The 21924-nt window shown below is 67.8% G+C and carries 19 protein-coding genes; 1 reads left to right on the forward strand and 18 read right to left on the reverse strand.

Annotated features, from left to right (window positions below):
• Positions 1-107 precede the first annotated feature (107 nt).
• Positions 108-338, forward strand: coding sequence for a hypothetical protein (locus ASF58_RS12130; protein ID WP_055953683.1), 231 nt, complete (start codon positions 108-110; stop codon positions 336-338).
• A gap of 28 nt (positions 339-366) precedes the next feature.
• Here ASF58_RS12130 and ASF58_RS12135 read toward each other — a convergent pair whose 3' ends face one another.
• The 18 genes from ASF58_RS12135 to ASF58_RS12220 form a co-directional block, all read right to left on the reverse strand.
• Complete coding sequence (locus ASF58_RS12135) at positions 367-849, reverse strand: PTS sugar transporter subunit IIA (RefSeq protein WP_055952194.1); 483 nt, start codon at positions 847-849, stop codon at positions 367-369.
• Positions 846-1547 carry a response regulator transcription factor gene (locus ASF58_RS12140; RefSeq protein ID WP_055952198.1) on the reverse strand — a complete coding sequence of 234 codons (702 nt, stop codon included), beginning with the start codon at positions 1545-1547 and terminating at the stop codon, positions 846-848. Before ASF58_RS12140 ends, ASF58_RS12135 begins: the two co-directional genes overlap by 4 nt.
• A 94-nt stretch (positions 1548-1641) precedes the next feature.
• A complete protein-coding gene (locus ASF58_RS12145; RefSeq protein WP_055952201.1) occupies positions 1642-4377 on the reverse strand; it encodes a sensor histidine kinase KdpD in 2736 nt (911 codons plus the stop codon).
• Positions 4378-4413: 36 nt separating this feature from the next.
• A complete protein-coding gene (locus tag ASF58_RS12150) occupies positions 4414-5019 on the reverse strand; it encodes a K(+)-transporting ATPase subunit C (protein WP_055952204.1) in 606 nt (201 codons plus the stop codon).
• 34 nt (positions 5020-5053) lie between these two features.
• Positions 5054-7144: a potassium-transporting ATPase subunit KdpB gene (gene kdpB / locus ASF58_RS12155; RefSeq protein WP_055952207.1), complete on the reverse strand. Its 2091-nt coding sequence runs from the start codon at positions 7142-7144 to the stop codon at positions 5054-5056.
• A gap of 271 nt (positions 7145-7415) precedes the next feature.
• Complete coding sequence (gene kdpA, locus ASF58_RS12160; protein ID WP_055952211.1) at positions 7416-9131, reverse strand: potassium-transporting ATPase subunit KdpA; 1716 nt, start codon at positions 9129-9131, stop codon at positions 7416-7418.
• Positions 9132-9167: 36 nt separating this feature from the next.
• Complete coding sequence (locus tag ASF58_RS12165; RefSeq protein WP_055952213.1) at positions 9168-9257, reverse strand: K(+)-transporting ATPase subunit F; 90 nt, start codon at positions 9255-9257, stop codon at positions 9168-9170.
• Positions 9258-9507: 250 nt separating this feature from the next.
• Positions 9508-10551, reverse strand: a complete 1044-nt coding sequence (locus tag ASF58_RS12170) for an amidohydrolase family protein (RefSeq protein WP_055953685.1) — start codon at positions 10549-10551, stop codon at positions 9508-9510.
• 148 nt (positions 10552-10699) lie between these two features.
• Positions 10700-11977, reverse strand: coding sequence for an amidohydrolase/deacetylase family metallohydrolase (locus ASF58_RS12175; RefSeq protein WP_055952215.1), 1278 nt, complete (start codon positions 11975-11977; stop codon positions 10700-10702).
• Between the two features lie 361 nt (positions 11978-12338).
• The gene (locus ASF58_RS12180) at positions 12339-13010 is read right to left on the reverse strand and encodes a metallophosphoesterase family protein (protein ID WP_055952218.1); all 672 of its coding nucleotides are present in this window, start codon (positions 13008-13010) and stop codon (positions 12339-12341) included.
• A 139-nt stretch (positions 13011-13149) separates the two neighbouring features.
• A complete protein-coding gene (locus ASF58_RS12185; protein ID WP_055952220.1) occupies positions 13150-14112 on the reverse strand; it encodes a type II secretion system F family protein in 963 nt (320 codons plus the stop codon).
• 65 nt (positions 14113-14177) lie between these two features.
• A complete protein-coding gene (locus ASF58_RS12190) occupies positions 14178-15146 on the reverse strand; it encodes a type II secretion system F family protein (RefSeq protein ID WP_055952223.1) in 969 nt (322 codons plus the stop codon).
• A complete protein-coding gene (locus tag ASF58_RS12195; protein WP_055952226.1) occupies positions 15143-16597 on the reverse strand; it encodes a CpaF family protein in 1455 nt (484 codons plus the stop codon). Before ASF58_RS12195 ends, ASF58_RS12190 begins: the two co-directional genes overlap by 4 nt.
• 45 nt (positions 16598-16642) lie before the next feature.
• Positions 16643-17887 (reverse strand): AAA family ATPase, encoded by a 1245-nt coding sequence (locus ASF58_RS12200; RefSeq protein WP_055952229.1) that lies wholly within the window; start codon positions 17885-17887, stop codon positions 16643-16645.
• Between the two features lie 86 nt (positions 17888-17973).
• A complete protein-coding gene (locus ASF58_RS12205; RefSeq protein ID WP_055952232.1) occupies positions 17974-18708 on the reverse strand; it encodes a CpaD family pilus assembly protein in 735 nt (244 codons plus the stop codon).
• A gap of 61 nt (positions 18709-18769) precedes the next feature.
• Positions 18770-20182, reverse strand: a complete 1413-nt coding sequence (locus ASF58_RS12210; protein ID WP_244477332.1) for a type II and III secretion system protein family protein — start codon at positions 20180-20182, stop codon at positions 18770-18772.
• A gap of 112 nt (positions 20183-20294) precedes the next feature.
• Entirely contained in the window at positions 20295-21092 is a 798-nt protein-coding gene (gene cpaB / locus ASF58_RS12215) for a Flp pilus assembly protein CpaB (protein WP_055952238.1), read from the reverse strand.
• A gap of 123 nt (positions 21093-21215) precedes the next feature.
• Entirely contained in the window at positions 21216-21722 is a 507-nt protein-coding gene (locus ASF58_RS12220; RefSeq protein ID WP_055952241.1) for a prepilin peptidase, read from the reverse strand.
• Positions 21723-21924 lie beyond the last annotated feature (202 nt).

Below are 21924 nucleotides of genomic sequence, written 5' to 3' on the forward strand. Positions count from 1 at the left end.
GCGACCCTCATGAAACGGCGCCGCCTTGCCGCTCGAACCCTCACGTGCCGCGGCGCAGATTCATCGGGCGGTCCGACACCTGGATCGCGCGAACCCCCGAGCCCTCCATGTCCCGTCCCCTACCGGTCACGCCCGACAGCCCGATTTCCAGCCCGGACGCATCACGCTTCGTCATCGGCCGGGACGGGCGGGGCTGCTGGGTGGCCCTCGAGGTCCATGGCCGCGCCGGCGGCCTCTTCCGCACCTGCCAGGCGGCCCTGAACTACGCCGTCGAGGCGACGGCGCATCGGCCGGACAGCGTGAGGATCGCGGCGGATCGCATCGAACTTCGGATCTGAGGGGGCGAACGGCGTTCGGAGCCGGGCCTCAGCCGCCGGCCCCGAACCCGTTCCCGCACAGGGCAGCGTGCAGGCTCGGTGCATCGCGGGCGGCGCGCAGGGCCGACGCCACGCCCGGATCGCGCAGCCGCCGGGCGATGCAGGCCAGCGCCGTCACCGAGGCGTCACGCGGGTCCACCGGTAGGAGCAGGAGCGCGACGAGATCCACGGGACGCTCATCAATGGCGTCGAAGTCGAGGGGATCGCGCAGGCGGGCCAGCAGCCCGTAGGGTCGTTCCAGGCCGTTGAGACGGGCATGGGGCAGGGCGATGCCGTACCCGATCCCGGTGGATCCGAGGCTCTCGCGCGCTGCCAGGGCTGCGCGGATCGGCGCCGTCTCCCGCCCGAGCCCGCGAGCCGCCCGGCGCGCCAGGTCTTCGAGAAGCGCCGCCTTACCGGCCACGCGCAGGCCGCAGACGGCCCGCTCCGCCGGCAGGAGAGCGCTGAGGGTGGTCAGATCGTCGAACGTCATCGGATCGGGCCGCCCCCGTCGTCCGGCGCGCGCAGGCGGTAGCCCACCCCGGTCTCGGTGAGGAGGATGCGGGGGCGCTCGGGATCGGCCTCGAGCTTCTGACGGAGCTGGCGCATGTAGACCCGGAGATATTGCGGGTCGGAGGAGGTCGAGACGGCGTTCATGAGCTGGGCGTGGGTCAAGGCCTTGCCGGCATGCTGCACCAGGACCCGGAGGAAGTCGTATTCCCGCGGCGTGAGCTTCACCTCCGCGCCGCGGACGCGGACGATGCGGCGCACGAGATCCACGCTGAGACCGTCGACCTCGAACAGGGGGCGCTCGCCTTGAACCGCCAACTGGTGACGCAGGGCCGTACGCAGCCGCGCCAGGAGCTCGCCCATGCCGAACGGCTTGGTGACGTAGTCGTCCGCGCCGAGGTCGAGGGCCTCGACCTTGCCTGGCTCGTCGTCGCGACTCGACAGGACCACCACCGGCAGGTCGCGATGATCGTCCCGGATGCGACGCAGGAGGTCGTGCCCGCGCATGTCCGGCAGGCCGAGGTCGAGGATGATCAGGTCGATCGTCTCGCGGCTCAGGATCTCGAGGGCGGCGCGCGCGTTCGGCGCCTCGAAGATCGTGTAGCCCTGGGTCGCCAACCCCATGCGCAGGAGCTTGCGGATGGGGGGCTCGTCATCGACCACGAGGATGGCGAGGCTCATGCGGGGAAGCTCATGCGGTGAAGCTCATGCGGTGAAGCTCATGCGGTGAAGCTCATGCGGTGAAGCTCATGCGGTGAAGCTCATGCGGTGAAGCTCATGCAGCGAGGTCCGAAGCGGTGCCGCTCGCGGCGGGCACCGGCAACAGGAGGGTGAAGACGGCGCCGCTGCGGTCCTGCCGGTTGCCCGCGGTGAGCGTCCCGCCCATCGCCTCGACGAAGCCGCGGGCGATGGCGAGGCCCAGCCCGGTCCCGGCTCGTACGGAGTCGCCCTTCCGGACGCGATAGAACTTGTCGAACACCCGCTCGCGCTCCGCCTCCGGCAGGCCGTCACCCGCGTCGATCACCTGGAGGCGGACCTGGGACGGTCCGCCGGCCTGACCCGAGACGACCTGCGCGGTCACCGTGACGGTCGAGCCGGCCGGGGCGTACTTGGCGGCGTTGTCGAGGAGGTTGACGAGGACCTGCTCGAACAGGACCGGGTCGAGGCGCAGGGCCGGAAGGTCCGGCGCGAGCGCCAGCACGACCCGGTGCTCGGCCAGGATCGCGCCCAGGCGCCGCAGGGCGGTGTCGACGATCTCCGCCACGTCCTGCGCCGTCAGGTTCGCCGCGACCGCGCCCGCCTCGAGCCGGGTCATGTCGAGGAGGTTGACGATGAAGCGGTTCAGCCGCTCGGATTCGGCGATGATCGTCGCCAGGAGGTCACCCTTCGCCTCCCGGCCCAGGTCGACCTCGAGGTCGCGCAGGGTCGTGGCGGCTCCGAGGACCGCGGACAGGGGTGTCCGCAGATCATGGGAGATCGATGTCAGCAGGGCCTGGCGCAACCGGTCGGTCTCGGCATCGCGTTCCGCGCGCGCCAGATCCTCCACGAGCCGGACCCGTTCGATGGCGAGGGCCCCCATGTCGGCGAGGGCATCGAACAGCCGTCGATCCTCGGGGGTGAGGATCGGTCCGGTGCCGTCCGCGTCGAGGCCGATCACCCCGATGGGGCCGCGACCTGTTCGCGTCGGTATGAAAATACGACGCGCGCCGGGAAGCGTGTCGGCGCCGCGTCCCGCCGGCCGATCGTTCGCGAAGGCCCACTGGGCCGCGGCCAGATCCGCCGCGTCCAGGCGGTCTTCCGGAGGATATCCGGCCCGGACCGCCACCACGTCGCCCTCGGGCAGCAGCAGGACGACCCGTACGCGCAGCATCGCGGCGATCTGCGCCGAGGTCGCCCACAGGACGTCGTCGAGGGTACCGCAGGCGGAGAGCTTGCGGCTGAAGCCGTAGAGACGCTCCGTCGCCCTCGCCCGGCGCTGGCTGACGACGGCCACGGCCCGAGCCCGGGCGGCGAGGTTCGAGACCAGCACGGCAACCAGGGTGAACAGCAGGAACGCGGCGACGTTGGTCGGGTCGGCGATGGTCAGCGTGTAGACCGGCGGCAGGAAGAAGAAGTTGTAGGCCAGCGAGGCGGCGACCACGGCGGACAGTGCCGGCCCCAGGCCGAAGCGTGCCGCAACCGCCACCACCGCGGTCAACAGGAACAGATCCGCGTTCTCGACCCCGAGATAGGGCTGGAGTCCGAGGGCCAAGCCGAGGCCCGCGAGGATGGCGAGGGCGGCGAAGCCGTAGCCGGCACCATCGACCGCGGGGCGGCCCGGGGCCGTCGCGACGGTCTTGGAAGAGGCCGGCAACGGCAGCGTTTCACCGGGCACGACGTGGATGGTGATGGCGCCACTCCGGCGCACGAGGTCGTGGACCACCGAACCGTTGAACAGCTCGAACAGCCAGGACCGCGTCGCCTTGCCGACGACGATGTGGTTGACGTTGGCGCCGCGGGCATACGCCAGGAGGTCGTCCGCCACGCGCCGGCTGCCCGGCAGGGTCACGGCGTCGCCACCGAGCCGGTCGGCGAGGCGCAGCGCGTCGGCAATGCGATCGCGGTCCGCTTCGCTGAGGCCGAGGCTGCGCGTGCCCTCCACCGTCACGGCGGTCCACGGCGCATGCAGGCGGTCGGCCAGGCGCTTGGCCGAGCGCACGAGGCCGGCCGAGCGCGGATCCTCACTGACGCAGACCATCACCCGCTCGCCGGCGCTCCAGGGCCCCGCGATGGCATGGGCCTGCATGTGACTGAGGAGTTCGTCGTCGACCCGATCGGCCGTGCGCCGCAGGGCGAGTTCGCGCAGGGCCGTCAGGTTGCCGCGGGAGAAGTAGTGGCGCAGCGCGCGCTCCGCATTGGCGGGCACATAGACCTTGCCGGCCTTCAGGCGCTCGATCAGGTCGTCGGGGCTGAGGTCCACGACCTCGATATCGTCGGCCCGATCGAGGATGCCGTCCGGTACCGTCTCGCGCACCCGGATGCGGGTGATCTGCGCGACCACATCGTTCAGGCTCTCGACGTGCTGGATGTTGAGGGTAGCGAGCACGTCGATGCCGGCAGCGAGCAGCTCCTCGACATCCTGGTAGCGCTTGGGATGGCGCGAGCCCGGCGCATTGGTGTGAGCGAGTTCGTCGACCAGCGCCAGGGCCGGGCGCCGTGCCAGCAGGGCGTCCAAGTCCATCTCTTCGATGACGCTGTCATGGTAGGGAACCCGGCGGCGCGGAACGACCTCGAAGCCCTCGACCAGGGCCTCGGTCTCGCTGCGGCCGTGGCTTTCCACGACGCCGATCACCACGTCGGTGCCGGCCTTGAGCCGAGCCCGACCGATCGTAAGCATCTCGTAGGTCTTGCCGACACCGGGCGCGGCACCGAGGAAGACCTTGAGCCGGCCTCGTCCCGCCTCGTCCCGGCGCACGCGGTCGAGCAACGCGTCTGGCGAGGGGCGCTGACGCTCGCGGCCGTCCTCGCTCATCGATAGTCCTTCATGACCGGTGTCCTTCGCAGCAGATTATTGCCGGAGGCGCGCGTCCAAAGCGAGGTTCAGCGCCAGAACATTCACGCGCGGCTCACCGAGAAGCCCAAAGGTCCGACCTTCGACCTGTTCGGCGACGAGATCGCGTACCCGGTCCGCGCTGACGCCCCGCGCACGGGCTACGCGCGGTACCTGGAACAGGGCGGCCTCGGGCGACAAATCGGGGTCAAGCCCGGATCCGCTGGCGGTGACGAGGTCGACCGGCACCATCGCGCCTGGGTTCTCGGCTCTCAGGACGTCGAGATCGCCCTTCACCCGCTCGGCGAGGGCGGCGCTGGTTGGTCCGAGGTTGGAACCGGCCGAGTTGGAGGCGTTGTAGGGCGCCGGCACGGTTTTTGAGGCATCGGCGGGATCGGCAGCCACCGTTGCAGAGGGGCGCCCGTGGAAGTAGCCCGGGCTGGCGAAGGACTGGCCGACCAGGCTGGAGCCGACGATCGTGCCGTCGCGGCGGATCAGACTGCCGGCAGCCTTGGCGGGAAAGATCGCGGCGGCGAGGCCGGTCATGGCCAGCGGATAGGCGAGGCCGGTGATGGCCGTCAGCGCGACGAAGAGGACGAGGGCGGGACGCAGGGACGCGAGCATTGGGGGCAACTCTTGTTTGGACCGGGGAGGGGGTTCAGGCGAGGTGCAGGGCGTTCACGGCGAGGTCGATCGCCTTGATGCCGACAAAGGGCACCAAGATGCCGCCGAGGCCGTAGATCAGCAGGTTGCGCCGCAGGAGTGCCGCGGCCCCCACCGCCCGGTAGGAGACGCCCCGCAGGGCGAGCGGGATCAGCGCCACGATGATCAGGGCATTGAAGATGATTGCCGACAGGATCGCGCTCTGGGGCGAGGCGAGATTCATGACGTTCAGGGCCTGAAGCTGCGGGTAGAGCGTCAGGAACATCGCCGGGATGATGGCGAAGTACTTGGCCACATCATTGGCAATGGAGAACGTGGTCAGGGCCCCGCGGGTCATGAGCAACTGCTTGCCGATGCCGACGATCTCGATGAGCTTGGTCGGATCGGAGTCGAGGTCGACCATGTTGCCGGCCTCGCGGGCCGCCACGGTTCCGGTGTTCATGGCGACGCCGACGTCGGCCTGCGCAAGGGCGGGCGCGTCGTTGGTGCCGTCACCGCACATGGCCACGAGCTTGCCCTCCGCCTGCTCCCGGCGGATCAGGGCGAGCTTGTCCTCGGGCGTGGCCTGCGCCAGGAAATCGTCGACGCCAGCCTCAGCCGCGATGGCGGCCGCCGTCATGGGGTTGTCGCCGGTAATCATCACTGTGCGGATGCCCATACGGCGGAGTTCGACGAAGCGCTCGCGGATGCCGCCCTTGACGACGTCTTTGAGGGACACGACGCCGAGGAGTTGCCCATCGCGGGCCACCGCCAAGGGCGTGCCGCCGGCCTTCGCGATCGTCTCGGCGATGGCCCTGATCTCCGTCACCGCCTGTAAGTCCTCGGCCGGTCGATAAGCGAGCGCCGCGTTCGTGGCGCGGGACGCGATCGGCTGGCCACCAAGGGAAGCGATCACCGCCTCGACCGCGCCCTTGCGGATGGACCGCCCATCGAGGTCGACCCCCGACATTCGCGACTGCGCCGTGAAGGGCACGAAGGTGGCGTTGAGGCTGGCCATGTCGCGGGCCCGGATACCGTAGCGATCCTTGGCCAACACCACGATCGAGCGGCCCTCGGGCGTCTCGTCGGCGAGGGAGGCGAGTTGCGCCGCATCCGCGAGATCCTGCTCATCGACCCTGCCGACCGGCCGGAATTCGGTCGCCTGACGGTTGCCGAGGGTGATGGTTCCGGTCTTGTCGAGGAGGAGGGTGTCGACGTCGCCCGCCGCCTCGACCGCGCGCCCCGACATCGCGAGCACGTTGAAACGCACGAGACGATCCATGCCGGCGATGCCGATTGCAGAAAGGAGCGCGCCGATGGTGGTCGGGATGAGGGTGACGAACAGAGCGACAAGTACGACGAGGGGGATCGCGCCGCCGGCGTAGCTCGCAAAGCTCGGGATACTCGCGACCGCGAAGACGAAGACGAGGGTCAGGCCGGCGAGCAGTATGTTGAGGGCGATCTCGTTCGGAGTCTTCTGCCGGGAGGCCCCCTCGACCAGGGCGATCATTCGGTCGACGAAGGTCGAGCCGGCCGCCGCCGTGATGCGCACGCGGATCACATCGGACAGGACCTGGGTTCCACCCGTCACCGCCGACCGGTCCCCGCCCGACTCTCGGATCACCGGCGCGGACTCTCCGGTGATGGCCGCCTCGTTGACGGAGGCGACGCCCGCAATGACCTCGCCGTCGGAGGGAATCAGGTCGCCGGCCTCCACCAGGACGACGTCGCCGACCTTCAGGGAGGTACCGGGAACCGAGTCCCAGGTGTCACTCGAACCGGTCAGCCGCTTGGCGGTCATCTCGGTACGGGTTCGGCGCAGGCTGTCGGCCTGCGCCTTGCCGCGGCCCTCGGCGAGGGCCTCTGCGAAGTTGGCGAAGATCAGCGTGAACCACAGCCACAGGATGATCTGACCGGAGAAGCCGAGTCCCGACGCGCCGGTCGCGAGATCACGGGCGAACAGCACGGTGGTGAGGACGGCGACGACCTCCACCACGAACATGACGGGATTGCGGATCATGAACCGAGGATCGAGCTTGCGGATCGAACCGATGAGGGCCGGGCCGACGAGGGCGGCGCTGAAGAGGGACGTGGTGGGGCGAGACATGATGCGAAGTTCCACGGAAGGTCGCGGGAAGGCCGGGCGCGGTGGCCCGAGTCCATGAGGTTGGTCAGGGCGCGAGAGCGCGGCTCGCGAAGTTGGCAGCGAGCACCAGGGCGAGGGCACCCAGGAGGGTGACTCCCAGCACCGCCAGGATCAGGTCCGAGAGTCGGGCCGGCGGGGTCCCGGACAGCGGGCGAGGCGGGCGGGCGCCCGCTCGGAGTCCGTGCAGGTGGTGTCGCCGGCCACGGCGCGGTGGAAAGGCGGGTCGCATCGCTCAGCCGCCCGTGGCGAAGGTCTGGCCTGCCGTGCCCGCGAGGTGCTCGACGATCGGGCCGAGGGCGAGGGACGGGAAGAAGGTCAGGCCGCCAACGATCAGGATCACGCCAACCAACATGCCGATGAACAGCCCGCCATGGGTCGGCAGCGTCCCGGCGGACGCCGGCACGGTCTTCTTGGCCGCGAGGGCGCCCGCGATCGCCAGGGCGGGGATGATGACGAAGAACCGTCCCACCAGCATGCCGATCGCCAGCGTCGTGTTGTAGAAGGGCGTGTTGCCGCTGAGGCCACCGAAGGCCGAGCCGTTGTTGGCTGCGGCTGAGGTGAAGGCGTAAAGGATCTCCGAGAATCCGTGCGGCCCGGCATTGGCGGGACCGGCGAGACCGGCGGCCACCACGGTGGCGAGGGCGGTGAAGCCCAGCATCATCAGCGGCAGGCACAGGATGGCAAGCATGGCCATCTTCACCTCCCGCGACTCGATCTTCTTGCCAAGATACTCAGGCGTCCGGCCGACCATGAGTCCGGCGACGAAGATCGCCACGATGACGAAGACCAGCATGCCGTAGAGACCCGCCCCGACGCCGCCGACGATGATCTCGCCGAGTTGCATGTTGATCATCGGGATCAGGCCGCCGAGAGCGGTAAAGCTGTCGTGCATCGCGTTCACCGCGCCGCAGGAGGCGGCAGTGGTCACCACCGCGAACAACGCCGAGGCGACGATGCCGAAGCGAAGCTCCTTGCCCTCCATGTTTCCGCCCGTGAACCCCATCCCATTCAGAACGGAGCTGCCCGCGGCCTCGCTGGCATAGGTGACGAGGACGCCGGCGAGAAACAGCACGCCCATGGCGCCGAGGATGGCCCAGCCCTGCCGCTCGTCGCCGACCATTCGGCCGAAGACGTTGGTCATCGCCGCGCCGAGGACGAAGATCGAAACCATCTGGAAGAAGTTGGACAGAGCGGTCGGATTCTCGAAGGGATGGGCCGCGTTGGCGTTGAAGAACCCGCCGCCGTTGGTACCGAGCATCTTGATCGCGACTTGGCTCGCCACGGGTCCGACCGCGATCGTCTGGGTGGTGCCTTCGAGGGTCGTGGCCTGGATGGAGGCGCCCAGGGTCTGCGGGATGCCCTGCGAGACCAGAACCAGGGTGTAGAGCACGCAGATCGGCAGCAGCACGTAGAGCGTGCAGCGGGTCAGATCGACCCAGAACGAGCCCACCGTCCGGGCCGAGGCCCGCGAGAAGCCCCGAACGAGGGCGAGGGCGAGGGCGATGCCGGTGGCCGCCGAGAGGAAATTCTGGTGCGTGAGGCCCAGCATCTGCGACAGGTAGGAGAGGGTGCTCTCGCCGCCGTAGTTCTGCCAATTGGTATTCGTCACGAAGCTCGCCGCGGTGTTGAAGGCGAGATCCGGCGCCACTGCGGCTTGCCCGGCCGGGTTCAGAGGCAGGACATCCTGCAGACGTAGGAGGCCGTAGAGCGCCACGAAGCCGAGGGCGTGGAACGTCAGCATGGCGAGCCCGTAGCCGAGCCAGCTCTGCTCGCTCCGGGCATCGATGCCGGCGAGGCGATAGAGCCCGGTCTCGACGGGCCCGAGCGTGGGCGAGAGCAGCGTGCGCTCGCCCTTGAAGACGCGGGTCATGTACCCGCCGAGCGGCCTGACGAGCGCCAGCACGGTCGCGCAGAACAGCGCGACCTGAATCCATCCGTTGATGGTCATCGAGGGGGGTCCTTGGAAATCCGTCCGGAGGGCGCGTCAGAACCGTTCAGGGCGCACGAGGGCGAAGGTGAGGTAGCCGAGCAGCCCGAGGGTCACGAGGGCGCCGAAGGTGAGGTCGAGGGTCATGGCGGGGGATGCTCCTGGCGGCGCGCTCAGAGGCGTTCGCACAGCAGCGCGTATCCGGCTGCCAGGCCGAAAAAGGCGAGCCCTGCGGCGAGGAAGGCGATGTCCAGCATTCTGCGTCCGATCCTGTGCGGCGGATCGGCTGGGGTCGTTGAGACCGATCACGCTCGCCCGGATCATGGACGGGAACCGCGTTAGGGTTCGAGGGAGCGCTCGGCGCGATCTTATAAGGATCGTATGAGGATCGGAGCCTTCAGGGCGACGAAGGCGCCAAGTCGAGCTTGGCCGCGAGGCGCGGATAGACCCGCAGGGCGTTACCGGCATAGACCTTCGCGCGGTCCGTGTCGGAGAGCGCGGCCGCCTCGACGTAGCGCTTGGTGTCGTCGAAGGCGTGGCCGGTCTCGGGATCGATCCCGTTCACCGCGCCGACCATCTCCGACGCGAAGAGAATGTTGTCCCGGGGCACGACCTTGAGCAGAAGGTCGATTCCGGGTTGATGATAGACGCAGGTGTCGAAATAGACGTTGCGCAGCAGTTCCGTGAGTGGCGGACGCTTGAGGTCCTGCGCCAGCCCACGATAGCGCCCCCAGTGATAAGGAACCGCACCACCCCCGTGCGGAATGATGAGGCGCAGGGTTGGGAAATCCTTGAACAGGTCCGAGGTGACGAACTGCATGAAGGCCGTGGTATCGCCGTTCATGTAATGCGCGCCGGTCGCATGGAAGTTGCGGTTGGCCGACGCGCTCACGTGCACCATGCCGGGAACGTCGAGCTCGACCATCCTTTCCCAGAGTGGATACCAGAAGCGATCCGAGAGGGGCGGATCGCTCCAGTGGCCACCGGACGGATCGGGGTTCACGTTGCAACCGACGAATCCCAGCTGGGTCACGCAGCGCTCGAGTTCCGCCGTGCAGTTCTGCGGCGAGACGCCCGGTGTCTGCGGCAGCTGACAGACACCGACGAAGTTGCGCGGCATCAGGGTGACAACGCGGTGGATCATGTCGTTGGAGACGATCGACCAGTCGAGACTGGTCCGGACATTGCCGATGTGGTGCCCCATGCCTCCGGCACGCGGCGAGAATAACGCGAGGGAAATGCCGCGCTCCGTCTGGAGCTTGATCTGGCGCTCGGCAACGCTCGCGCGGACCTCGTCGTCGCTGACCGTCAGCGCGGAAACCGAGGGTGACTGCGCAGGATCGTTGATGGCATCGATCTGGCGCTTGCGCCATGCCAGCATGGCCGGCGGCTCGGTGGTGTAGTGGCCGTGGCAATCGATCACCGGGCCGCGATAGGGCATACGCCCCGCGGTCTGCGCCGAGGCCGGCGGCGTTCCCGTCGCCGCTGCAGCCCCGAGGGCCGCCACCGCCCGCATGAAGCCGCGCCGCGGTAGGCAGCAGGCACAGGCCGCAGGGAGCGCGGCGTCGGAGGCTGCGATCATCACGACCTCACCGGACGGAGAAGGGGAGCTGATACGGGCGGCCGAACGGGACGCCATTGTTCACCGTCTGGACGGGCGAGAGGAAGCCCGTCCCGTCGCGGCGGTTGTTGCGGGTGTCGACCAGGGAGAGTGGCCGCTCGACCCATTCCATCACCGAGACGTCGCCGGGCGCACCCACCTGCAGGGTTCCGAGCTTGGCGTCCCGGTCGATGATGCGGGCGGGGGCCGCGGTCGCCATCGCGATGACCTGCTCCAGGCTGAAGCCCAGGGGCAGGAACTTGCTCATCACCAGGGGCAGGAACGGCATGCCCGGCGTGTTGCCGGAGACGACGTGCAAATCCGACGAAATCGTATCGGGCGGGGCTCCTTGAGCGATGGCCGCTTCCGCCACGGTGAAATCGAAGGAGCCGCCGCCATGGCCGATGTCGAAGACGACGCCACGCTGCTTGGCGGCAAGGGCCGCCGGCAGAAGCCTGCCGTCCTGAACGATATTGGTGAACTGCCCGGCCATGTTCGGCGCGCCCGAGTAGCAGTGCGTGAGGATGTCGCCCGGCCGAAGCAGGTCGAGAATGCGGCTCATCAGGTCGGCGGTCTCGACGCCACCGATATGCACCATCACCTTGGCGGGGCGTCCGGACAATTCGCAGGCCTGGATCGCCCGACGCAGGGGCTCGGCGCCATGCTTGAAGATGACGTTCTCGGACATCCGGACCTTCGCCCCGAGGACGAAGTCCGGATTCTCCGCGATGGCGAGCGCGCAGGCTTCCACCTGGGCATGGTCGATGTTGTAGAGTTCCGCGACCGGGAAAGCGGACAATCCGTGATTGGCGATGTGCACGAAGGCGAACATCCGCGTTCGGGTCTGCGCGGCAATGTGCCGGCGCAGCGCCGCGATGGTGTTCGCGCCGGCATCGCCAGCGGAGACCACCGTCGTCACCCCTGAGAATGGCACCGTTTCATCGGCCGGGATGCCGATCGCCGAGCCGTAGGGAAAGGTATGGGCGTGCAGGTCGACGAGGCCTGGCAGCACGAGTTTGCCGGATGCGTCGATCGTCTGCTTGGCCCGATCCATCGGCAGACCCGCCGCGAGGGCAGCGATCCGTCCATGACGGATGCCGACGTCGCGCTTCCCGCGCAGGGACTGGCTCGGATCGATCACCTCACCGCCCCGTATGAGGAGGTCGAAGGGGCCGCTCGGGTCCGGCTCCGCCCAGGCCCCGGTCGTGGCGGCGAGACTCGTCGCGGCCGCACCAGCGAGCCAGGCGCGACGGGTTACCGCGTCCACGTCGTCATTCCGCGGATAAGGTTGCAGGGCCGGGCGAGGGCAGGACGGGACAGCCAATGGCGATCACGCGGGGCGAACGGGGCTTGGCACCACGACATCGCTTCGACTCCCTGACTTCGGCGCTCGTTGATCGGCTCCGATCTTCAGGATGCTAGAGGCTGACAGCCGTGATCGGCAATATCTTTCGCAGACGAACACGCGTTGGCGCAAAGGAACCGGTGAGCGAGGCTCGTCCAGCGGACGACCTCCACGCGTCCGGGAGAAATGGGATCCAGATGAAACGTCGCTCAGGCTCGCGCCGGCGCACGAGAACTTCGGCAGATCCCCATGCCAGCTTGATCAGCATTGAACAGGCGTTGACCTACCTGTCGCGATCGACCTGCAGAAAGTCGATCGGCGGCCCGCGCGTCTCATCGAAGACGCCGGCGGTGAGGCTTCTGCCGTAGACGCATCCCGTGTCGAGATTGGTGCGGTAGGGCTGCCTGTCGGGTACCCCCTCCAGCTGCGGCGTATGTCCGTGCACCACGTGCTTCCCGAAGTCGAAGGCCGTGCCGAGAAACGGCTCTCGGATCCAGAGGTGGTTCCACATGTCAGGATCGACCCCGGTGCGCCCGGGGCAAAAGCCGGCATGAACGAAGTAGCGCAAGGCGTCCTCGTGGACGGTGGGCAAGGACGAGAGCCAGGTCAGCACGTCCCGCGGAAACGCCTCCGGGGCGGTGATTCCGAAGGCGCGGAGGGTCTGGCGGCCGCCGTTGCTCAGCCACGTGGAGGCCCCGTGCGCGTCGCGATAGGCCTCCAGCATCATCTGCTCGTGGTTCCCCATGAGGCAGGTGAGGGCACTGGGCGCATCGCGCTGAAGATGCCTAAGGATCTCGATCACCCGGGCGCTCTCGGGACCACGATCCACGTAGTCGCCCAGACAGACGATGCGAGCCGGTCTCCCGGCTCGGTGCAGGTTGATCTGCTCCAGCAGCCGGAGCAACGCATCGGCGCACCCATGAATGTCGCCGATCGCGTAGGTGAGGACGTTCATGCGAAGTCCGGTGACAGGGTCAGGGGCATGCCCGTCGCATGGCAGGAAACGGATGCGCTGAACATCCCCGCGTCGGATCGGTGCCGGGGTCGTCGCTTCGCGCGCGGGTCACCGGCCACGCGAATTTGATGGCCCGGTCCTAGCGGAATATTTGGATCATCGCCGGGGTCAGGATGACGACGAACAGCACCGGCAGGAAGAAGAGGATCATCGGCACCGTCAGCTTCGGCGGGAGGGCGGCAGCCTTCTTCTCGGCCTCGTTCATCCGCATGTCCCTGCTCTCCTGCGACAGCACGCGCAGGGCTTGGCCCACGGGCGTTCCATAGCGCTCGGCCTGGATCAGCGCCGTCGTCACCGCCTTGATCTGATCGAGTCCGATACGGTTGGCGAGATTCTCGAAGGCGAGTCGCCGATCCGGCAGATAGGAGAGCTCGGCGGTCAGGACCGCGAGTTCCTCGGCAAGCACGATGGACTGTCCGACCACCTCGGTGCTGACGCGCCGGAACGCGTGCTCGACCGACATGCCGGATTCGACGCAGATCAGCGTCAGGTCGAGGGCGTCCGGCCAAGCGGCCCGGATCTCGGTCTGCCGCTTGTTGGCGCGATTGTGCAGGTACAATTCCGGAGCTTTGATGCCGAACAGCAGCACCCCGATCACGATCATCGTGCGGATGGCAAACGGCTGGTCGAGGACACCGAGGACGAAGAGGTAGAAGATCGCCACCAAAGCGAGCACGATGGGCGTCACCATGCGGAAGAACAGGAAGCCCGTCTCGGCCCCAGGCGACCGATAGCCCGCCATCATCAACTGCTTGCGGGCGGTCTCCGTCCCGAGCCAACGGCTGAGATTGAACTGCTCCACCACCCGTCTCATGTAGGCCTTGGGAGCGACCCGAAGAGTCGCCTTGGAGCTCATGCGCTCACGCTCCCGGCGGCGGATCTCCTCCCGCTCCTCACCGATCAGCTTGATCCGCTTGCCGAGGCGGTCGGGCTCCAGCATCGGCTGGAGCAGCGCAAAGGCGGTCGCCGCCGCCGCGATGGCGGCCAGGGCGGTGCCCAGGAAGCGCGGCTCAGTGACTTTGGCGGCGATGAGATCCAGCATGCGGTGTCTCCGTGCGATCCGACCGGACGAGGATTCGAACTCAGGAGTTGGTGGGCATCGAAGCGTCAGACGTCGAAGCTGATCATCTTCTTCATCGTGAAGACTCCGAGCGACATCCAGATCGCCGAGCCGACCAGGGCGAGCTTACCAATATCGGTCCGCCAGAGCAGAGAGATGTAGTCCGGGCTCGACAGGTAGGTCAGGAGGGCGACGATGAAGGGAAGCGCCGCAATGATGCCGCCGGAGGCCTTCGCCTCCATGCTCATCGCCTGGATCTTCCCGGCCATCTTCTTGCGCTCCCGCAGGACCCGAGACAGGTTCGCCAGAGCCTCCGACAGATTGCCGCCGGACTTTGCCTGGATGCTGATGACGATGGCGAAGAAGTTGACGTCCGATACGGGAACGCGCTCGTGCATCTTCATCAGGGCGTCGCCGAGGGACAGGCCAAGGGTCTGCGATTCGACCACCTGACGGAATTCGCTGCGGATCGGCTCCTCGGCTTCCCGCGAGATGATCCGGAAGCAGTCGCCCACCGGGATACCCGCGCGCACGCCGCGGGTGATGATGTCGATCGCCGTCGGCAGTTCGTTGATGAAGGCCTTGATCCGCCGCTTACGCAGATAGGTAATGAGCCAGAGGGGCATGCCGAAGCCGCCGGCGAAGACGGCGCCGAGGCCCGCGAGGGGATTTCCGGTCGCGATCAGGATCACCAGACCGAACACCACCGCCATCACCGCGGAGACAGTGAAATATTGATTGCGCGACCAGGACAGGCCGGCGCGGGCCAGCTTCAGCTCCAGCGTGACCTTGGTGCCTTCGCGCTTGGCTTCGACTTCCTTGAGGCTCTTCGCGACCTGCTCGCGGCGATTGACCGTCGCGACCCGGTTTCCGGGCGTTGCCACGACGCTGACAGTCCTGCGCCGCTCGGCGGAGCGCTTCTCGCCGGAGAGGTAGGGAAAGACGAAGACGTAGGCGAGCCCCCCGGCCGTGAGCGCGAGGAGACCGGAGGCGAGGGCTAGACCGCCGGCGTTCACAGCCCGCTCCCGCCTGCGCTGGCCGCATCGAGAGCAGCGGCCAGCGCTTCGTCCTCGCCGTAGTAGCGGGCGCGCTCCCAGAATCGGGGACGGCCGATCCCCGTGGAGCGATGGCGCCCGATGAGCTTGCCGTTCGCGTCCTCGCCGAGCACGTCGTACAGGAAGAGATCCTGGGTGATGATGACGTCACCCTCAAGGCCCATCACTTCGGTGATGTGAGTGATCCGGCGCGAACCGTCGCGCAGGCGGGTGGCCTGCACGATGATGTCGATGGAGCCGCAGATCATCTCGCGCAGCGTCCGCGACGGCAGGCTGAAGCCGCCCATGGTGATCATCGATTCGATACGCGCCAGGGCTTCGCGCGGGGAGTTCGCGTGCAGCGTACCCATCGAGCCGTCATGACCGGTGTTCATGGCCTGCAGAAGATCGAACGCTTCCGGGCCGCGGACCTCGCCGACGATGATCCGCTCGGGCCGCATGCGCAGGCAGTTCTTGACGAGGTCGCGCATGGTGACCTGCCCGGAGCCCTCCATGTTGGGAGGCCGGGTTTCGAGGCGTACCACGTGCGCCTGCTGCAGCTGCAACTCCGCCGCATCCTCACAGGTGATGATGCGCTCGTCGGCGTCGATGTAGCGGGTCAAGCAGTTCAGCAGCGTGGTCTTGCCAGATCCGGTGCCGCCCGAGATGACGACGTTGCAGCGGACGCGGCCGATGATCTGGAGGATGCGGGCACCTTCCGGCGAGATTGCGCCGAAGCTCACGAGCTGGTCGAGGGTCAGCTTGTCCTTCTTGAACTTACGAATCGTCAGTACCGGCCCATCGATGGCCAGCGGGGGCGCGATGATGTTGACGCGCGATCCGTCCGGCAGACGGGCGTCACAGATCGGCGAGGCTTCGTCGACGCGCCGGCCGACCTGACTCACGATCCGCTGGCAGATGTTCATCAATTGTTGGTTGTCGCGGAAGCGGACGTTGGTCAGCTGGATCTTGCCACCGACCTCGATGAAGGCCCGGCTGGCGCCATTGACCATGATGTCGGCGATGTCGTCGCGGGCCAGCAGCGGTTCGAGCGGGCCGTAGCCGAGCACGTCGTTGCAGATGTCGTCGAGCAGCTCTTCCTGCTCGGCGATCGACAGGACGATGTTCTTGAGCCCGATGATCTCCGAGACGATGTCGCGGATTTCCTCGCGCGCCGACTCCGCATCAAGACGGGAGAGCTGGGACAGATCGATCGCCTCGATCAACGCCCCGAAGATCATGCTCTTGGTGCGGAAATAATCCTCCGACTTCACCGATTCCATGATGGGCACGGGTTCGGGCCGGCGGGGTGCCTCCGCGCGGGGACGCAGGGCGGAATCGTCGTGGACCGGGAGCGAGACTTGCGGTTTGTCGACCACGGCCGCCGGACGCGGCGCCAGCACCGCCGCGCTGCCGGATCGTCTACCGAACATGGTGCAGCCTCCTGGCGGTCAGGTCACGATGAGCAGGCCGGGGCATCACGACGCCTTGCGACGGGCGAGCTTGGAGAGCAGGGGCTCGAACAGGTTCGGGCGCGCACGGCGCAGTTCGGCGCGGCCGGTGATCGAGGCGGCGAGCGACGAGTAGATCTCAGCCGCCTTCGCGTTGGCCTGCACCTCGCCGATCATCTGCCCGTTATTGGCGGCGGTCCCGAACAGCGCGGCGTCGAAGGGAATCGAGGCGGTGATCGTGGTGTCGAGCGATTTCGCGAACTCGGCCGCGGCGATCTCGGGACGCTTGGGCACACCGACACCGTTGAGGATGATCCGGGGTTTGCGGTCATTCGGGCGGTGCTGCTGCAGGAGCGTCAGCAGGTTCTTGGTGTTGCGCAGGGCGGCAAGCTCGGGGCTTGCGACGATCAGGATCTCGTCGGCGCTGATCATCAGCCGGCGCGACCAGGCGGTCCACTGATGCGGCACGTCGAGGACGACGCACGGCACCGCGGCCCGCAACAGGTCGAGCAGGTGGTCGAAGGCCGGCTCGGCAAGATCGGTGGTGCGGTCCAGGGTGGCGGGGGCAGCAAGCAGCGAAAGGTTGTCGCTGCACTTCGACAGGAGCCGGTCGAGAAGGTTTGAATCCAGGCGATCCGGCGCAAACACGGCTTCCGCGATGCCCTGGGGCGGATCTTGGTTGAAGTTCAGGCTCGCGGTCCCGAAGGCGATATCGAGGTCGGCGATGACCGTCGCGGTGTCCTGCTCGCGACCGATCGTCCAGGCCAGGTTGTGCGCGAGGGTTGAGACGCCGACACCGCCCTTCGCGCCCACGACGGCGACGGTGCGCCCGACCGGCTTGGCACCCGGTGCCGTGAACAGGTCCGAGATCGCCTGGATGAGATCGATGGGACGCACCGGCGCCATCAGGTACTCGCTGACGCCGCGCTGGATGAACTGCCGGTAGAGCGCGACGTCGTTGACGTGCCCGATGACCACGACCTTCGTTCCCTCGTCGCAGACCTCGGCCAGCGAATCGAGGCATTCCAGCGGGCGCGACTTCGCGCCCTGGGTCTCGATGACGATGACGTTCGGCGTCGGGGCATGCCGATACGCTTCGACCGCCGCGGCGCCGCCGCCCATCTGAACCTTGATGTGCGCCTTCTGCAGGCGTCGGTCCGAGCCGGCCGATTCGATCAGCGCCGCACTTTCCTGCGTCTCGCAGAACGCCTGAATCGTGATCCGCGGCACGGGAGCGATGATGCGCTCGGACGTCTCGTTCAGATCCGTCATGAAGGGAATTCCGGTTCAGGTTGCCGCCGATGCGGGAGCGAAGACGGGTCAGGTCGCGGGCGAGTCGGAGCGCCCGCTGAGCGCGGTTATTGAGAGACCTGCGCCTTGATCGAGGTCTTCCCATCCTGACGCCATTCGATTGACGGATCCTTGCCGTCGCGGATCTTGCCGATGTCGTTCGTGCGCCGGATCGTGTCGATCCGACCCTCCGGGCGGGCTCGGACGAGATCGACGGGATCCGCGATCTGGGCGGCGACGTTCGACTGCGTCGCGCAGCCGAAGTTCCAGTACGCCTCGTTGCGACCGCTGAAGCCGGGATCACCCACGCCGAGATCCTGCGGCCAGGTTCCGCACTGGCTCCCGACCTTGGCTTCCATGCGCTGGAAGCTGAGGCGGAGGGGTGCCGCGAGGTTGGGATTGGCCACCGCATAGCGGGCGACCACGACCTGATGATCGGAGACGCCGCCGTCCAGGCTCATCCGACGCAGGGCCGCGGCCGTGCGCTCCACCGCGGCGGCCGTGACGGGCGTGCCGCCGGCAGGAACGTCGAGGGCCAGAGTCCCGCGTCCATAGCGCCGGTATTCCAAGAGGAACGCGTCGACGTCGGCGGCCTGGCGCGGATCGATATGACCCGTGCCGGTGACGAACACGTCGAGGGTGCGCACGCCCTCGGCGAGAGCCAGGGGATGCCGCGCGCGGTAATCGGCCGGATAGAGCGAGCCGGTGGTCAGGACGGGATCGGCGCGACAAGCCCCGAGCAGGGCGGCGACGCCGGCCACGGCCACGAGGGCCAGCGGGCTGCGGAGGGAAGAGGTGGACATCGGGGGCGGGTCCTGCTGATGCCGGGGCCGGAGCGTCTGGATCGGTGGGGAGTGCGCCGAACTAATCGGTGATGAAGCCGACGCGGCCGCGATAGGCGGTGCCGAGGGGACTGGCGCCGGCGACGCCGTAGAGGCGGTTGAAGCGGCCGAGCAGGATGGCCTGCGCATCCTGCGCATCCACGAAACCGTCGTCCGGGCGGGAGACCTGGCGCGGCTCCATCGGCTTGGCGATGTAGGGCGTGACCATGATCATCAGCTCGGTTTCCTGCCGCTGGTAATCGCGCGACCGGAAGAGCGCGCCGATGATCGGCAGGTTGATCAGCCCCGGCAGCCCGGTGATCGCCGCCTTGTTGCGCTGCTGGATCAGGCCGGCGGTCATCATCGTCGCGCCCGAGGCGAGCTCGATCGTGGTCTCCGACTTGCGGACGGTGAATCCCGGCACGGCCGTGGTGGTGCCGGTGAAGTTCAGGTTCAGGGCGTTCTGCTGGTCGATCTCGGTGACCTGCGTGCCCACGCGCACCGAGATCTTGTTCTCCGCCAGAACCACGGGCGTGAAGTTGAGGCTGACGCCGTAATCCTTGTAGCTCACGCTCGGAACGCAGGTCTGGATCGTGCTGGTGCCGACCGAGGTACAGCTCAGGTTCGACGGAACCGGGATCTGCCCGCCGGCCGTGAAGGTGGCGGACTCGCCTGAGATCGCCGTCAGGGTCGGCTCGGCCAGGACGCGGGAGACGCCCGCCTGCTCGAAGGCCCGCAGCGTCGCCGTGAGGTTCGCTCCGCCGGGTCCGTTGATCGTTCCGGACAGGAGGTTGCCGGTCGGGAACGAGCCGCCGTTCAGGGCGAGCGGCGCCGTGTTCACGAGGTTCAGCCCGGACCAGCCGCCGCTGAGATTGACGCCGAACTGCTTCAGGACCGTGCGCGACACCTCCACCACGGTGACGCGCAGCATGACCTGATCCTTGCCGCGGATCGTCAGGTTGTTGATGACGGCGCCGCGCGCCGCCGGGCCGGAACCCGAGATCCCCACGAAGGCATTGGCGATGTCGAGGGCCTGGGCCGCCTCGGACGCCGAGTTGACGGTCCCGGTCAGCACGACCGAGTCCCCGGCGGCGCGCACGTCGAAGCGCCCCCCCGTGATGCTCTGGTTGAGGGTCTGGCGCAGCACATTAAGGTCACGCGCCACCGTGACGTCGAGGGCGGTGATCTGCCGGCCCTCGGCATCCATGATGAAGATCGAGGTGGCCCCGTTCTCCATGCCGATGATGAACACCTTTCGGGTCGAGCGGACGACCGCGTTGGCGACCTTCGGATTGGCGACGAAGACCTCCTTGGCATCGCGCGGCAGATCGATCACCAGGGAGCGTCCCATGGTGAGATCGACCCGGCGCGAGGTCGCTGTTTCGTTGGTCCCGACCGCGAGGATCGGGGCCGCCGTCAGTCCGCCCGAGGGCTGACCGTAGCTCGGACCGACCATCGCACCGGGCAGGAGGCCCGCGAGAAGGCAGGCCAGCAGCGGGGTGCGGCGCGCCGCCAGCCGGGGGGAGGGGGTCATCGACATGTCCTCAGTCATGGTGCGTGTGCGTCCCTCAGCGTCGCGATTGCTGCTTCGCGACGCCGAACCGCACCACGGTCAGGGCCGTCTCCGGACGATTCTCGAGAAGGGGCTCGGCCGCGCGCCCGCTATCCATCAGGCTCCTCAGCGAGAGCGAGAGCTGGCCGACTTTCTGGGCCAGCGTGACGGTTTCGGCCTGCGCCGGCGTCAGGGCCAACGTCGCCGTCTGGCCTGTGGCGACGCTGTTGCCGTTCTTCTCCTGGAGGATCTGTCCGATCGCCAGGACGCGCACGTCCTGGAGCAACGTTTCGGAGACCTGCACCTCCGCGCTCCCGCGCGAGGATTCCTCGTCGCGATAGGTCCGGATCACGTCCACGTGGTCGTTGGGGAGGATGAAGCCGCCCGCGGTGTTGCTACCGATCGCATCGATCGTGACGGCGATGGCCCGCATGCCTGCGGGCAGGATCGCGGCCATGAAGCCGCCGTCGGAGCGGGCGAGCTTCTGCGGCCGGATCGGTTCACCCGCGAGGAAGCTCGACCGGGCGATCGACCCGACGATCTCCTCCATGCCGCGGGGCGAATTGGTGCGGGTGATGTAGCCGGTGGTGACGGCATCGTTCGGCCAGGGCTGCCAGCGCAGATCCGGGGCCTGGATGTTCTGGCCCATCGGCAATTCGGCGGCGGCGACGAGCACGTCCGTCATCGGCACGACGGGGGGCGGGACAATGGCAGCCGGCTGCACGACCGGCTTGTCCTCCCCACTGATCAACAACGCCGCGCCACCACCTGCCACGAGGGCTATGGCAAGGACGGCCAGTCTGGCTGGTTTCATCGCCGAACTCGAACTTGCGACGGCACATCGCCGTGTCGGTCCAGAGTGGCCTGGCATTCCTCAAATTACGGTTAACAAGGTGTAATCGGTCTGAAGCAGTGCCGAACCGATAAGCAACGCCGATTAGACTGCGACCAATCGGAGCCAGATCGCCGTGTCGGGCAGCACCAGGAGCGCCGAGAGCGCCAGGGCGATGCCGTAGGGGACGCCGGTCTTCGCGTCGTGCAGATGAAGCACGAAGGGGAGGCGGGCGACGGAAGACGGGAGCGGCTGCTGGCGCAGGGCGAGGAGCAGCAGGGTCAGCACGCCGCCGGCAAGAGAGGCGACGACGAGGTAGCCAGCCAGTTGGTCGAAGCCGATCCACAGCGCCGTCGCGGCCGCGAGCTTCGCATCGCCGCCGCCGATGACGCCGAAGGCAAAGAGCGTGAAGGTGACGACCAGGGTCGCCGCGCCAGCGCCGAGATGGCCGGCGAGGTCGTCCCAGCCGAGCCCGGTGGCGACGGAGAAGACCGCGAAGCCGACGACCAGGGCGACCGAGACGGTGTTGGGAATGAGCATCGTCAGAAGGTCCCTGACGGCGGCGTAGGCCATCAGGAATGGGAACACGACGAGGAGACTGACGCTGGCCATGTCGCTTTCGGTCCTGCCCCGTGCGGGCCTGTGTCTCTTGGAAGTGCGAGGCCCTTGGGCGGCCCGGTCTCTCCACACCATCCCGGACCCGGATTAAAAGTCCGTGCCGCGAGACCCGAGACAGGGTTCGATACCTCGAGCGCGAACGCTACCCTGGATCCAGAACGGAGCGAGGAGCATCGCGGACAATCCGCAATACTCC

The sequence above is a fragment of the Methylobacterium sp. Leaf125 genome (assembly GCF_001423085.1).
GTDB lineage: Bacteria > Pseudomonadota > Alphaproteobacteria > Rhizobiales > Beijerinckiaceae > Methylobacterium.

What these genes read in the sequence shown, in the direction of transcription:
- ASF58_RS12195 (WP_055952226.1), bottom strand. Translation starts at nt 16,597, where the DNA reads ATGTTCGGTAGACGATCCGGCAGCGCGGCGGTGCTGGCGCCGCGTCCG.
- kdpA (WP_055952211.1), bottom strand. Translation starts at nt 9,131, where the DNA reads ATGACCATCAACGGATGGATTCAGGTCGCGCTGTTCTGCGCGACCGTG.
- ASF58_RS12220 (WP_055952241.1), bottom strand. Translation starts at nt 21,722, where the DNA reads ATGGCCAGCGTCAGTCTCCTCGTCGTGTTCCCATTCCTGATGGCCTAC.
- ASF58_RS12165 (WP_055952213.1), bottom strand. Translation starts at nt 9,257, where the DNA reads ATGACCCTCGACCTCACCTTCGGCGCCCTCGTGACCCTCGGGCTGCTC.
- ASF58_RS12135 (WP_055952194.1), bottom strand. Translation starts at nt 849, where the DNA reads ATGACGTTCGACGATCTGACCACCCTCAGCGCTCTCCTGCCGGCGGAG.
- ASF58_RS12145 (WP_055952201.1), bottom strand. Translation starts at nt 4,377, where the DNA reads ATGAGCGAGGACGGCCGCGAGCGTCAGCGCCCCTCGCCAGACGCGTTG.
- ASF58_RS12205 (WP_055952232.1), bottom strand. Translation starts at nt 18,708, where the DNA reads ATGTCCACCTCTTCCCTCCGCAGCCCGCTGGCCCTCGTGGCCGTGGCC.
- ASF58_RS12140 (WP_055952198.1), bottom strand. Translation starts at nt 1,547, where the DNA reads ATGAGCCTCGCCATCCTCGTGGTCGATGACGAGCCCCCCATCCGCAAG.
- ASF58_RS12200 (WP_055952229.1), bottom strand. Translation starts at nt 17,887, where the DNA reads ATGACGGATCTGAACGAGACGTCCGAGCGCATCATCGCTCCCGTGCCG.
- cpaB (WP_055952238.1), bottom strand. Translation starts at nt 21,092, where the DNA reads ATGAAACCAGCCAGACTGGCCGTCCTTGCCATAGCCCTCGTGGCAGGT.
- kdpB (WP_055952207.1), bottom strand. Translation starts at nt 7,144, where the DNA reads ATGTCTCGCCCCACCACGTCCCTCTTCAGCGCCGCCCTCGTCGGCCCG.
- ASF58_RS12170 (WP_055953685.1), bottom strand. Translation starts at nt 10,551, where the DNA reads ATGCCCTATCGCGGCCCGGTGATCGATTGCCACGGCCACTACACCACC.
- ASF58_RS12130 (WP_055953683.1), top strand. Translation starts at nt 108, where the DNA reads ATGTCCCGTCCCCTACCGGTCACGCCCGACAGCCCGATTTCCAGCCCG.
- ASF58_RS12150 (WP_055952204.1), bottom strand. Translation starts at nt 5,019, where the DNA reads ATGCTCGCGTCCCTGCGTCCCGCCCTCGTCCTCTTCGTCGCGCTGACG.
- ASF58_RS12210 (WP_244477332.1), bottom strand. Translation starts at nt 20,182, where the DNA reads ATGGTCGGTCCGAGCTACGGTCAGCCCTCGGGCGGACTGACGGCGGCC.
- ASF58_RS12180 (WP_055952218.1), bottom strand. Translation starts at nt 13,010, where the DNA reads ATGAACGTCCTCACCTACGCGATCGGCGACATTCATGGGTGCGCCGAT.
- ASF58_RS12185 (WP_055952220.1), bottom strand. Translation starts at nt 14,112, where the DNA reads ATGCTGGATCTCATCGCCGCCAAAGTCACTGAGCCGCGCTTCCTGGGC.